The sequence below is a fragment of the Thalassotalea sp. G20_0 genome (assembly GCF_017744175.1).
In the GTDB taxonomy this organism is placed as follows: domain Bacteria; phylum Pseudomonadota; class Gammaproteobacteria; order Pseudomonadales; family Endozoicomonadaceae; genus Endozoicomonas.
Window position 1 is genome coordinate 69,558 of the sequence record NZ_JAGHQV010000011.1, and the last position, 14,300, is coordinate 83,857.

The window sequence follows — 14,300 nt, forward strand, 5'->3', positions numbered from 1 at the left end:
CAAACTGATGCATAAAGCCGGTGTTTTCGCCGTATACCTGTTGCTGGCCATCAACGCTATCCTGGTGCTTGGACCCATTACCTGGACCGTGATGGCATCGTTCAAGCCGGGGGTAAACCTGTTTAGCAGTTCGTTTACCGACTTTTCCTTTACCCTGGATCACTACCGGGCCCTGTTTACCGATACCCCATATCTGCAATGGTATGCCAACACTTTTGTCCTGGCCTTCAGCAATATGGCCATCTCCATCATTGTGGTGACGATGACGGCATTTATCTTCTCCCGATACCGGTTCAAAGGTAAACGCAATGTCATGATGGGGATTCTGGTGATCCAGATGTTCCCGGCGTTCCTCTCTATCACCGCGATTTATGTATTGCTGTCCAAGCTGAACCTGATCGACACCTTTACCGGACTGCTGTTTGTCTACGTCACCGGCTCATTACCCTTTATGACCTGGCTGGTGAAGGGCTATTTTGACGCTATCCCAACGTCGCTGGATGAGGCGGCCAAAATAGACGGCGCTGGTCACTTGACCATTTTCTTTGAAATTATTTTGCCATTGGCCAAACCGATACTGGTCTTTGTCGGGCTGACCTCATTCACAGCCCCCTGGATGGACTTTATTCTGCCTACACTGATTCTGCGCAGCGAAGAAAAAATGACGCTGGCCGTGGGCATTTTCCAATGGATCGCCTCCAACTCCGCAGAAAATTATACCCTGTTTTCGGCCGGTGCACTGTTAGTGGCCATTCCTATCACCCTGTTGTTTGTCGCCACCCAGAAGCACATTACTGTTGGCCTGGTCAGTGGCGCGGTTAAGGAGTAACCCCTGAAAATGATTACCTTGAGTGCTCTGGTCCATAACCCGAAAAGCGCCATGTGTTACGCCCGCGATAATAGCACCCTGCATGTTCGCCTGCGTTCAGCCAAGGATGAAATCGAAAAAGTTACCCTCTGGATCGGTGACCCCTATGAGTGGGCAGTCGGAGGCCTGGACGGTGGTAACCTTGGAGGCAGCGATGCCCACGGCTGGACCGGCGGACGTGAAATTCCCATGACCGTCGAGGCCGAAATGCAACATCAAACCTGCTGGCTGGCTGAGTTCACCCCACCCAAGCGTCGGGCTCGCTACGGTTTTATTTTGCATTCGAAAAGCACTGGCCAGAAGATACTGTTTGGCGAGCGAAAAAGTGTTGATATTACCGATGCCAAAGTGGCAGAAGTAGAACTGAGTAATCTCAGTAATTTCTTCTGCTTCCCCTACATCAACCCCCGTGATGTACTGGCAACGCCGGAATGGGTACAGAAAACCATCTGGTATCATATTTTTCCGGACCGTTTTGCCAATGGCCGACCGGACATATCCCCCGCTGGTACGATGCCCTGGGGCACAGAACCCACGCAGGATAACTTTATGGGCGGGGATCTCTGGGGGGTAATCGATAAACTGGATTACCTTCAGGACCTGGGCATCAATGGCTTATATTTCTGCCCGGTGTTCACCGCCAACGCCAGTCATCGTTATGACACAGTGGACTACTTCAATGTCGACCCTTCCCTGGGCGGCAATGAAGCTTTTAGCCTATTGGTAAAAGAGGCTCACCAACGTGGCATGAAAGTGATGCTTGATGCCGTGTTTAACCATGTGGGTGATCAGCACCCCTTGTGGCTGGATGTGGTCGCCAATGGCAAGGCATCGCCCTACCACGACTGGTTCTGGATTCGCGAGTTCCCGGTGTATGAAGACAAGCCCCGTGAACAGTGGGACTACCAGAACCTGCGTTATGAAACCTTTGGCAATGTGGCATCCATGCCCAAACTGAACACTGAGAATGAACAGTGTCGTGCTTACCTGCTGGACGTAGCCAGACGCTGGGTTGAAGATTTTGATATTGATGGCTGGCGACTGGATGTGGGTAATGAAATTGACCACGACTTCTGGCGTGATTTCCGTCGTACGGTCAAATCGATCAAGCCTGACTGTTATATTCTCGGGGAAATCTGGCATGATGCCTCAGCCTGGCTCGGTGGTGATCAGTATGATTCGGTCATGAATTATCCGATGACCCAGGCAGTGCTGGACTTTTTTGCCCTGGATCTGAGTAACAAACAGGACTTTATCTGGGATGTGAACCGCTCCTACTGCGCTTACTCTCACACCGCCAACCAGGCGATGTTCAACCTGCTTGATAGCCACGACACTTCTCGTATTTTAAGTTTGTGTGGGGAGAATAAAGCAAGAGCCAGGCTGGCCTACCTGTTTATGTTCACCCAGGTGGGTACGCCATGCATCTATTATGGCGGTGAAGTGGCCCTCAGTGGCGGACGGGGAATGGGCAGCGAAGCCAATCGCCGTTGTATGGCTTGGGAGGAAGAAAAGCAGGACCTTGAGTTCAGACAATTTATCCAGGAGTTGATTGTCCTGCGCAAAAGTGAGCCTGATTTCAATATTCCGACCGTGCATTGGCTTGATGTTGACAGTGATCATTGTATTGCTTATCAGCGTGGCCAGTGGCAAATCGTGATGAATAACTCTGCCGTTGCCCAATCGGTAAACCTGCAAAGTGAGACTGTCCAGCTTGCTCCCTATGGCTACAGAATGAGCAAGAGTCAATAAACAGACCAAAGCCTGCGCCCCTTAATTGGGGCGCAGGCTTTGGTCAGGAATATAGCATTTTTGATGTATGGTTCTGCACGATGAGCACTACTACAGATTTACAAAAATATAATGATATTGTTCAACGTTTGACGACTTTTGGTTTCAGTAAAACGGATGCACTGGTTTATCTTGATGTGCTGAAAAATGGCAGGACCAACGGTTATCAGATTGCCAAATCGTTAGGCATGACCCGCTCAACCATTTATTCATCCATAGACAACCTGTACCTGCAAGGCTATCTCTACATGATTTCCGGCAGTGTAAAGGAGTACGAAGCTAAATCACCTGACGTGATTCTGGCTCAAATCCGGGAAAAAACCATTGACGATATTACAGTCCTGAAAAAAGAACTGGCTGTTTTGTCCAGGTCGGAAGAAAAACCCTTTTTTTTCAATCTGTCAGGGTATGAGAGCCTGATACTGAAAATTAAAGAACTTATAAACGAAAGTAAAAACGAGCTTTATATTAATACTGACTTTGATATCACCCTGTTCCAGCGTGAATTACAAGAGGCTATTATTCGCGGCGTCAGGGTGATTTGCTTTTCATTTAACCAGATGCACTCTCCGGTTGAAGGCATTGAGTTCTTTTCCCGTTCCCATATTCCAGAGCATGACTTCCCCTCTACCCGGTTTATGCTGGTCCGCGACACACTGGAAACACTGGTATTTTCCAATTTGACTGAGGCTCAGGGCATCTACACCAATGAGAAAATTCTGGTAAAAATCATCTCCGAGCATATTCACAGCGATATCTATCTATCGGGATTATTAGGGGACAAGCCCCTTGACTTGGTGAACATCGCCATCAACACCAACCACGAACGACAGGCGCTGTAAGCTTTTTTGCCACTCCCTGTTATCTAACTTATATCGAACCCAATCCCCATGACTGAAATGACCAACCCTGTTTTACCCGGCAGCTTTCCTGATCCGTCCATTTGTCGCGTCGGTGATGATTTCTATATGGTTAACTCCTCGTTCGAGTATTTTCCGGGGCTGCCCATTCACCACAGCCGTGACCTGGTCAACTGGGAACTGATTGGTCATGCTCTGGATCGCCCGGAGCAGTGCCAGGGACCGATTTTTCTGACCGATGTACAGTCCGACGGCGGTATTCATGCGCCGACTATTCGATATAAAGACGGAGTCTTTTATCTGATAACCACTAATGTCTATATGCCACCGGAGGCACCTGCAGATTTCAATCCCTGTGTGAATTTTATTCTGACAGCGACAAATCCTGCAGGTCCCTGGTCTGAGCCCAAAGTCATTAGCGGCGCACCGGGCATCGACCCTGATATTTTTTTCGACGATGACGGCAGGGTGTGGTACGTAGGAACCCATAGCCCAAGCGATCCTGCCTACCCCAGTGAAGGTGAAATCTGGCTGCAAGAGCTAGACCTGGACTGTACATCCCTGATTGGCGAACGATACTTTCTCTGGCGGGGCACCGGCGGAGACTGGGTAGAAGGCCCTCATATGTATAAACACAATGACCGCTACTATTTAATGACAGCAGAAGGGGGAACGGGGTTTTACCATGCCGTGACGGTTGCCTGCAGTGACGCTATTACCGGACCGTATATAAGTAATCCAAGAAACCCGATATTAACCTCACGTCACCTGACCCACAATTACTGGGTAAACAGCACCGGCCACGGTGACCTGGTTGAGCTGGCTGATGGCCGTTGGTATATGGTCTGCCTGGGGATTCGTAATGACATTGCCAGCCGTTCCAACATGGGCAGAGAAACCCATCTGCTTCCTGTCGTTTGGGAAGCAGAAAACCCGGACAACAGGGATATGCTCTGGCCAGTGTGTGCTCCCGATACCGGCAAAGTGGAAAAACACCTTCCGTTACCGTTTCCGAAATCAAGTCAGCCTGGTTATGGTAACTTTTATGATGATTTTTCCGGTCAGACTCTGAAAAAAGAGTGGAGTTTTCGACGACTGCCAGAAGCCAGTCGCTTTCAGATTCTGCCAGAAAAAAGGCGCTTGAGGATCTGGCCGGGGCAACCTGTCCGGGAGCGTAGCCAATCCACCGTTATTGGCTTTCGACAATCACACAGTTATTTCAATTATCAGGTTACCCTGCATATATCAGATACTATGGGCAGTAGTGAGATTGGTATAGGTATATTGCAAAAAGACAACCATCATCTGTTACTGGGTGTCTCGCAAAATGATAATGGTCTTGATTTTATCGTCAAACTCAATAATAAGGTGCTTGCATCTGCAACCATTACTGACGAGACTACTGCGTTGAAATTATTCGTTCATTGTGCTGAAACCGGTTACGACTGCGGTTATATAACCAATGAACAAAAAGTACCAGTGATAACCAGCATCCCGATTGATTCGATGTTATCCAGATACTACACAGGCGCGTTTTGCTGTCTTTATGGCGTCAATCCAGAGGGTACATCTGAAGTATTTGCAGACTTCTCAGATGTTAAATTCTTGAATTAGCCAGTTGGGCTGTTTGCGCCCACCACCATGATGTAATGTGACCATCGAGTGGAATCCGTTAGAAAGCCTGATGTGGTCGGTTCGCATCCGTACCCATAGGGCATAAAAGCCGAATCGTACTTCGTGCCCCACCGTCATGCACTATGAAACCCTGATATCACGGTGCATGGCGGCCGGTTAGGGCGTTGACTCCTTTAGGAGCCGATCCCCGAGGAGAGTCCTTTATACAGGCTGTCTGTTCACCATGTTTTTAATTAAGTCAATCCCTTATAAAAGTCTGTAATCGTTTACATGACCGTCGTGCTTTTCTGTCCGTTCCTGAAAACTAATAATACACACCGTTTTTTTGATCACGCTATATAGAGCCTCAACACGTTATGGATACGCCATCTGCCACCCAGACCTATTGCGCCTTTCCTGGAAAAACCTCCCCACAGGGTGCCACTTTAGTTAATGCCGATCTTGTGGCAGAACCGGGTAATCAGGCGACAGGGGTTAATTTTTCTGTGTATGCCCCGCAAGCAGAACAACTGTTTGTATCGTTATTTGATGCACGGGGAGAAGAACAACTGAAAATGTTTCCTTCCGCTGAGGGCATCTGGCACCTCTATGTTGAAGGTATTACCGAAGGTCAGCACTATGGATTCCGGGCAGACGGTTACTGGTCACCCAATACCACGCCGCGCTTTAACAAGCACAAACTGCTGATGGACCCCTATGCCCGGGAAATCAGTGGTGATGTGCAATGGTGCCAGGACATTTTTGACTATATTTCAGACGACAATGATCAATGGCTATTCAACGAGCAGGACAGCGCCACCAAAATGCCCCGCAGTGTTGTGCGTGACACCACCTTTGACTGGCAAGGCGTAACCCACCCCCACACTCCGGACCAGCAGAGCATTTATTACGAAACCCACCTCAAGGGATTCACCAAAACCCATCCGGATATTCCGGAGGATATTCGTGGTACCTATCTGGGCATGTGCCACCCAATTACCATTGAATATCTGAAAAACCTTGGCATTACTGCCGTTGAACTGCTACCGGTTACCTACAGTTCCAGTGAAGAGCGACTCACTCACCTTGGGTTATCCAATTACTGGGGTTACAACCCGCTGTGTATGATGGCACCGCACACACCTTATGCCATTTCCGATCCGGTTATCGAGATGAAAACCATGGTACGGGAGCTGCACCGCGCTGGCATTGAAGTGATTATGGATGTGGTGTTCAACCATACCTGCGAAGGTGGCCATGGTGGTCCATTCCTGAGCATGCGTGGTCTGGCTGAAACCGACTACTACCATATGAACAAACACGACGGTGACATTTCCTCGGAAAATTACAGTGGTTGCGGCAACACTATAAACTTCGATAGCCATCAGACTCTGCGCCTGACCATGGATGCACTGCGTCACTGGGTGGTGGAGTATCAGATCGATGGTTTCCGTTTTGACCTGGCACCCACTATGGCTCGCCAGCACCGTCATTACAGCAAAGATGCGCCTTTCTTTTATGCCGTGAGCCAGGACCCGATTCTGAGCCAGGTAAAAATGATTGCCGAGCCATGGGATATTGGGCCGGACGGTTATCATATGACTGACTTCCCCAATGACTGGCAGTCCTGGAATGATCGTTACCGCGATACCTGTCGGAAGTTCTGGAAAGGCAGCAAAGGGGTACAAACTGAAATGGCCTGGCGTTTTTCCGGTTCAGAAGACCTGTTCAGTGAACAAAGTTATCTTGCCACCGTCAACTATATCTGCAGTCACGATGGCTTTAACTTAATGGACCTGGTTTCTTACAATCAGCGCCATAATCTTGCTAACGGTGAAGATGGGCGGGATGGTGACGAGCACAATTACTCCTGGAATCACGGTGAAGAAGGCGTCACTGACAACCTGGATATCAATAAAGCCCGCCTGCGCAGCCGGAAAAATCTGGTGGGGATGTTAATGCTGGCCAAAGGCTCCCCCATGCTGTTAGCCGGTGATGAGTTCAGCAACTCTCAGGATGGTAATAATAATGCCTATTGCCAGGACTCCCCCATCGCCTGGCTGCACTGGGACTGGTTGCACAACACCGACTCTGACGGTGCACAGATGCATGATTTTACCCGACAAATGATGCATTTTCGTCGCAATGAACCACTGTTGACCGATGGTCTGGGCCACATAGAATACCAGTTATACTCCCCGAAGGGTGACGTCGTTGACCCTGTTTATTTCAGTGAGCGCCACTGTTACACCCTGACGGTTAAAATTCATGACCCGAATGACGCTGAAAAAGGTGCTATCTGGGTCATCATGAACGCTGGCAAACATGTAGGCAGAGTGTTGATTCCTGAAACTGGTCAATTCAAACACCGGATGGTTATGGTGAATACTGACAAAGAGTCTTCTTTTATTCAGGAACCGTCTGTTGATCAGTGCAGCTATGAAGTTCAGCCGCACAGCCTGATCATGCTTAAAGAGATGAATTAACAGGCAGGTCGGCAACCCCGAAGATGGGTTGCCGACAGGTTAATCTACACAATTACTCCGCACAGCGGGATACCATCACCTGATCAATCTCACCACTGTCTTTGAACGTTAAGCTCCATACATAGCGTCCTGCCTCCGGTATCATCACCGAGGTATCGGTACCATACCCGCCGTTTTTCCCGGCAGCTGCCTGCCCCGGCTTTTGTGACAGATCAGCAGCCGTGTATTGCGGGCTCCAGCTGGCTGTGGCGTACTGGAAGCGATAGCTGCCTTTGCGCTCATCAGTAACGGTTTGATACACGCCATTGCCTTTATATTGAAAGGCCCGGGCCGGTTTGTGCATCCAGTTAGAGTCCGGGAAGCTACCCACCACAAACAGCGTGTCTTTTGCCGGGCCTGCTTCTTTAACTGTCGGGTTATCGCACTGGGCCAGGAAACCTTCACCGGTCATCGAGCTGGCATCTCGTTTATTGACCTTTGGTCCGGCTGGAACAGGCTTGGCAATGCGCAGGAATCGTGATTCAAACCCTTTCATGCGAATAGAATATTCATTGTTTTTCGGGAAAAACACCTCTCCCGTGAGCAGATCCACCAGCCTCCCTTCGGAACCGGCTTCCGCCGTTGTCAACGTGACCATTTGGAAAGCGCTGTCGGTGCTGACCATATAAAGCAGGGCATCATCTCCGCTTTGCTTGTGGTCGACGTAGACCTCTTTCTCTGCACGGATGTTAATGCGTTCGCCTTCAGACAACGCTGGATGTTTATCTCGCAACGTCATCAATGACGATACATAGGTTTTAAGATCACGCTGCTGTGTATTCAGCTCAGCGGTTAGCCCATCAATTCTGGCACTGGTACGCCCCGAATGGTCATCACACATGCCACGAATGGCGCAGTTATTATCCGGCTGCTTTTCAGCAAAGTCTGGCGTTTCATCACCAATTTCATCGCCGTAATACAAGGTGATGGGGCCAGTGTAGGCAGCCATAAATGACAGGGCCGCTTTATGCCGCAACCAGTATTCTGCATCGTCCGGATTGGCAATGCCGCCACGCTGCAAAAGGTCACCAAACCGCACAACATCGTGATTGCCCAGCATCAGGTTAGGTTGCGCATGTTTCGGATAGAGTGAGTGCAGGCTCATGCCTTCATCCAGCCAGTCACCGCCTTTACCACCCATACCATTTTCATTCACTGCAAAGGTTTCCACCAGGCGATAACGCATGGGGAAGTCAAATGCAGAACACAACGCCGGACTCTCCCCGGTACCGTAGCCGACCCTCTGAATGGTGTTTTCTTCTTTCCAGATCTCCGCCACCATATAGCCCAATGGATTGACGGTTTCACCCTTGTGGTTCTGGTAAGTCACTGACTGAGAAGCGTCATCCACGGCTTTGCGGATTTCTGTCCAGGCTTCGGTGGGCACCTGATAGGCCTGATCCAGACGCCAGCCGTCTATTTTCAACTCCTTCACCCACCAGGTTGCCACCTCCCGGTAAAATGGCAGGCTTTGGGGATAGTCAACAGGATTGTGACTGCCGGAAGGCAGCAAACCAGATGGTGATGGCACGACACCGGACGTCTTATGATGGCCAAATACACCATCAAAAAATACGTACAGCCCTTTGGCATGGGCTTTTTCCACCAGCTCTTTCGCCTGTTCCAGGGTCCCGAAGCGTGGGTCGATGGAAAAATAATCCGTGGCAAAATAGCCAGTAGCATCCAGCCGGTCATCCCAGTGTGATTGGCCTGCAACGGGTTCTGAGTTGAAGACTGGTGTCATCCAGATGGCATTCATACCCAGTGACTTGATGTAGTCCAGGGAATCAATTATGCCCTGCAAATCCCCCTGGTGATGACTGGTACCGTAGCCGGTGCCGTGACCGGTTCCCTTTTCTCCATCCACAAAGCTTTCGACCATGATCTGGTAAATTCTCAGGTCGTTGGCTTTTGCCCTAGTACTGGCGTTGCAGTCATAGGCCGGTGTCAGGCTTGCGCTGGCCTTAGACGCTGTATCAGGTGACTGACTGGCACAGCCAGTCAACAGTAAGGCAGAAAGCGCAGAGATAGCCACTGCCAATACTTTTGGCTTCGTCATCGGTTCCTCCGATTGGTCACATTACAATACTGAAAAGAGGATGGGAAAGAGATGCAAAATATTTCCCCGGAGTTGTATAACGACACAGGTCATACGCCGCCCGCCATTATCGCTTTGAGTAACTTCAATGCATTGATTTACAGCATTTTTATTTTCTGTTCAAAATAGTTGTAATCGTTTTCAGAGGTTTACAACAATCCACAAAAGGTGAAATTAATTTCACTTGACGCCTGTATTTCGCTTTGTCACATTCATGCTTACTTAGTAAATAACAACCCATGGCTGGTGGTGTGTACCCTCATCTTTTAAAGACCATTAAACCAGCACAGAGACTGAAAGCGTTTACAAGGCAACAAGCCATTTTTTTTCCATTACACTAGGGCTCTTTTGCAAAGCCGCTGAAACAAATCATCAGTGAAAAAGGCCAACCTGATAGAACAGCAAGAGTGAAGCACATCACATGGATCAGAAAACATTTACCTCCGAGCTTGAAAAACACTTGCGTCGTGAACTGGGCACGACTCCTAAGCAAGCCACACATCGCGACTGGTGGCAGGCCCTCTCTCTGGTACTCCGTGACATTAATCTGGACCAGCTTCAGGAAAGCAGCCTGAGCAATGCCAAAGAGACCAAGCCACAACGACACGTTTGTTACCTTTCTATGGAATTCCTGATGGGACGCCTGCTGGGTGATGCCCTGATGAACCTTGGACTCTACGAAACCGCAGCCACCCTGCTGCAATCCCACGGCGTACGCATTTCTGATGTCCTGGATCAGGAGCGTGACATGTCCCTGGGCAACGGTGGTCTGGGTCGTCTGGCCGCCTGCTTTATGGATTCTCTGGCCAACCAGCATATTCCAGCCACCGGGTACGGCATCAACTACCGCTATGGTCTGTTTCGTCAGATCTTTGTGGATGGTTACCAGAAAGAGAAGCCGGATGTCTGGCGTGAATTTGGCAGCCCCTGGGAAACCTGTCGTCCATCCGAGACCGTTGAGATTGGCCTGTTCGGTCATATGGAAATGGACAACGATGGCAATAACCACTGGGTGCCTGGCAAGAAGCTTTTCGGTGTGCCATGGGATATCACCATTCCATCCTTTGGCGGAAACTATGTAAACCGTCTCCGTCTCTGGGAAAGCCTGGTGGGTGCCTATCCTATCGATCTGGATAAATACAACCAGGGTGAGTATCTGGAAGCCTGCCGTAACCTGGTGGATGGCGATACCATTTCCGGTGTCTTGTACCCTGAAGACTCAACGCCGCAGGGTAAAGATCTGCGACTGATCCAGCAGTACTTCTTCACGGCCTGCTCCCTCAAAGACATTATCCGCCAGCATAAGCAGCGTGGCCTGCCATTAAGCAGTCTGGCAAAACACTACGCGCTGCAATTGAACGACACCCACCCGGCTATCGCTATTCCGGAATTAATGCGCCTACTGATGGACGAGGAAGGCATGGTCTGGAATCAGGCCTGGGCCATCACTCAGGAAATGTGCCACTACACCAACCACACCCTGTTGCCAGAAGCTCTGGAGAAATGGTCTGCCTCTCTGCTGGACCGTGTTCTCCCAAGACACTTGCAGATCATTGAGATGATCAACTATGTCTTCCTGAACGGAGAGGCTAAAGAGCAATGGGGCGACAATGTAGAGGTCATCAAGAAAGTCAGCATCTTCGAAGAGCTGGACAACGGTGATCGCATGATCCGCATGGCCAACCTTTCAGTGATTGGCAGTCGCCGGGTCAATGGTGTTGCCGCGCTGCACAGTGGGCTGGTTAAAGCCAATCTGTTCCCCGAGTTTGACGCCCTGTATCCCGGCAAGCTGGTAAACGTCACCAACGGTGTTACCCCAAGACGCTGGCTGGCTCACTGTAACCCGGGCCTGGCACGACTGCTGGACCGGAATATCGGCAAAGAGTGGCGTACAGACCTGGATCAGCTGGAAAAGCTGACACCACTGTCGGAATCTCCCGATTTTCTCGATGCCTTTGCCAATGTCCGTTTCAAAAACAAGGAGCGACTGGCGCGGTTGATTGAGAAAGAGTGCAAGGTCACCGTTAACCCCAATGCGCTGTTCGATGTTCAGATTAAGCGACTGCACGAGTACAAGCGTCAGCAGTTAAACCTGTTGCACATCATCAGCCTGTATCACGAAATGCTCGATAACCCGGATGCCGAACATACCCCACGGGTATTTATTTTTGGCGCTAAAGCCGCACCAGGTTATATAATGGCCAAACAGATTATTCTGGCGATCAACAAGGTCGCCCAGGTAATTAACAACGATCGTCGTTTGGATGACTGCCTGAAAGTGGTATTCCTGCCGGATTATCGCGTCACCCTGGCGGAACAGATCATTCCTGCCGCTGATCTTTCCGAGCAGATCTCCACGGCCGGTTTTGAAGCCTCCGGTACCGGCAATATGAAGCTGGGCCTGAATGGTGCACTGACCATTGGGACACTGGACGGAGCCAACGTGGAAATTGCCGAAGCGGTGGGCGATGACAACATCTTTATCTTCGGAAAAACTGTTGATGAGATTGCCGAACTGCAGCAGCAGGGTTACAACCCATACCATTATTATGAGAACAATCCGGTACTGAAGCGGGCCATTGACGCTCTGATGAATGGTTCCTTCTGCCAGCACAAGCCCGACCTGCTCAAACCCGTTGCGGAAGATCTGATGCATCGTGACCAGTTTATGGCTCTGGCTGACTTTGAAAGCTATCGCGAAGCTCAGCAGAAAGTATCCGACACTTTCCGTAAGCCAAGGATCTGGTGGCGCAAGGCCGTTCTGAATACCGCACGCCTGGGTCGATTCTCTTCTGACCGGTCTATTGCAGACTATGCAGAGAAAGTTTGGGGTATTAAATAACCGGGTGGTTTTGGCGGCTCACTGAGCGTGAGCTGCCGCTAATTATTCTTGTTAATCTTTTCCCAGACCACTGACTTTCTGCGCTCCAACGTGACGAGTACTGAACTCAAATATCAGGAACTATCTGCCTGACCCAACCCAACAGTTCAACGATGTTGGTATAGACTCCCGGGTAACCCGGCTCAGCACAGCCGTAACCCCAACTCACGATACCCAGCTGGTACCAGGTGCCCTGGTGGTTATAAACCATGGGGCCACCACTATCGCCCTGACAGGAGTCTTTGCCTCCTTCATCAAAGCCAGCGCACAGCATATTTTTGGTAATAGCTCCGTCATAATGTTGCCCGGAGTTACAAAGTTCTCTCTCCACATAGGGCACCTGAACCACATGTAGCGTGTCTGGTTGTCCCTTCTCATACCCCAGGGTTCCCCAGCCCATCACCTCAAATACTGAACCTTTATTAATGCCTGCAAAGTGTTCTTCAGAAATCAGCGGAACAGGTTCAATACCCTCAACGTCCTGCTGTAATTCAATAATGGCAATATCGTTATCGAGGAATTCATAGCTATAGTCTGGATGTATATAAAACCTGGCCACCGGGTAGAAACTGCCAGAGCCCGGCTCACTGAGTCTATGCCCCCCCAACCAGACGGAAATAGAGTCTGCATCATCCTCAAGGTCTTCGACGCAATGGGCGGCCGTCAGGACATACTTGCCACCAATGAAGGCCCCGCCACAAAAATGAATCGCTCCAAATACTCTTAATGACGCCATATAAGGACGGGAAAATGGAGAAAGCTCATCACCACCAACAATTTTTATTCCTGAATGGCTACTCGTCTTTTCAGGATGCGCACTGACGCTTACAGCAAATACTAAAACTAATTGACTTAATGCCAACACGGCCATCTGTAGGAGTTTTTTCACTATTGAAGTCCCTTTCAATGTTAAAACCACAAAGTGGTAATGGATATTACAGTTTTGTTTTCTGTCGCTTAACAAGACGGTTTAATGCACCCAGAGAGTGTAAGTGTGCATAGGTCCACGCCAGCCAACCGGAATCAAACCAGCTTTTAACTTTTTCTTCCGGAATGGAATTCAGTTTTTTCTCATCAATAACTAATAACCCTTCGAGTCTTAGGGGCTTATCCTCCTCCAGGAGGATCTGAAGATTGAACGGAGACAGCAGATCAAGCGCTTTTAATTCATTACAATAATCAAGGGTATTCTTATACTGCTGATCATAGTTATTAAGAAATTGAATGATGTTATTCAATGTTTCTGTATTTTCACCGTCATCACTGAAAAGTGCTTCACCTTCTTCACCAGCAAACTGACTGGCTTTCTGATCAAAGCAAACGCTGCCTTCATCAGTCAGGGCAAAAGGATAACGCCGGATAAAAGCAGGAATATAGCTGTCACTCCAGCTGCCCGCCTCACCCAGATGCTTATGCCCTGCATCCATCAGCGATAGCAGGGCAAGGGGGAAAAAGTTGCCCTGCTCATCCTTGCTGAAGAGCACAGGCATATCACGGCTGGCTTCAAAAAACTCGATACCTGTCAGTGGTACAGAGTTTACCTCTTCGGTGAAAGAGTAGTCGTCAGATGCCTTGAACTTAAGGGTCTTATGCACTTCCCGGTTGAGAAATGCCGGCTCATTGTAAAACAGTAATGTTGCCATAATCAGGGGCCGCCTCTCTT

Annotated in this window: 9 protein-coding genes; 6 read left to right on the forward strand and 3 right to left on the reverse strand. The window is 49.5% G+C overall.

Translation table 11 applies throughout. The features are described 5' to 3' along the window. Window positions 1-7: 7 nt before the first annotated feature. The 5 genes from J7438_RS08920 (at window position 8) to glgX (ending at window position 7,619) form a co-directional block, all read left to right on the forward strand. Window positions 8-829 (forward strand): sugar ABC transporter permease, encoded by an 822-nt coding sequence (locus tag J7438_RS08920; RefSeq protein ID WP_286196486.1) that lies wholly within the window; start codon window positions 8-10, stop codon window positions 827-829. Between the two features lie 9 nt (window positions 830-838). Then, window positions 839-2,620, forward strand: coding sequence for a glycoside hydrolase family 13 protein (locus J7438_RS08925; RefSeq protein WP_209276263.1), 1,782 nt, complete (start codon window positions 839-841; stop codon window positions 2,618-2,620). An 80-nt stretch (window positions 2,621-2,700) separates the two neighbouring features. Next, entirely contained in the window at window positions 2,701-3,501 is an 801-nt protein-coding gene (locus J7438_RS08930) for a TrmB family transcriptional regulator (protein WP_209201958.1), read from the forward strand. Between the two features lie 57 nt (window positions 3,502-3,558). After that, complete coding sequence (locus tag J7438_RS08935; RefSeq protein WP_209201959.1) at window positions 3,559-5,133, forward strand: glycoside hydrolase family 43 protein; 1,575 nt, start codon at window positions 3,559-3,561, stop codon at window positions 5,131-5,133. Between the two features lie 377 nt (window positions 5,134-5,510). Beyond that, window positions 5,511-7,619 carry a glycogen debranching protein GlgX gene (glgX, locus tag J7438_RS08940; protein WP_209276264.1) on the forward strand — a complete coding sequence of 703 codons (2,109 nt, stop codon included), beginning with the start codon at window positions 5,511-5,513 and terminating at the stop codon, window positions 7,617-7,619. Window positions 7,620-7,671: 52 nt separating this feature from the next. On the opposite strand, the gene J7438_RS08945 is transcribed toward glgX, so the two are convergent. Next, on the reverse strand, window positions 7,672-9,717 hold the full coding sequence (locus tag J7438_RS08945) for an alpha-amylase family glycosyl hydrolase (RefSeq protein ID WP_209276265.1): 2,046 nt from the start codon (window positions 9,715-9,717) through the stop codon (window positions 7,672-7,674). Between the two features lie 460 nt (window positions 9,718-10,177). On the opposite strand from J7438_RS08945, the gene J7438_RS08950 reads away from it, so the two are divergent. Further along, a complete protein-coding gene (locus tag J7438_RS08950; RefSeq protein WP_209276266.1) occupies window positions 10,178-12,598 on the forward strand; it encodes a glycogen/starch/alpha-glucan phosphorylase in 2,421 nt (806 codons plus the stop codon). A gap of 106 nt (window positions 12,599-12,704) precedes the next feature. Here the strand turns inward: J7438_RS08950 and J7438_RS08955 are convergent, their stop codons facing one another. After that, on the reverse strand, window positions 12,705-13,526 hold the full coding sequence (locus J7438_RS08955; RefSeq protein ID WP_209276267.1) for a serine protease: 822 nt from the start codon (window positions 13,524-13,526) through the stop codon (window positions 12,705-12,707). Between the two features lie 46 nt (window positions 13,527-13,572). Then, window positions 13,573-14,280, reverse strand: coding sequence for a SapC family protein (locus tag J7438_RS08960; protein ID WP_209276268.1), 708 nt, complete (start codon window positions 14,278-14,280; stop codon window positions 13,573-13,575). Window positions 14,281-14,300 lie beyond the last annotated feature (20 nt).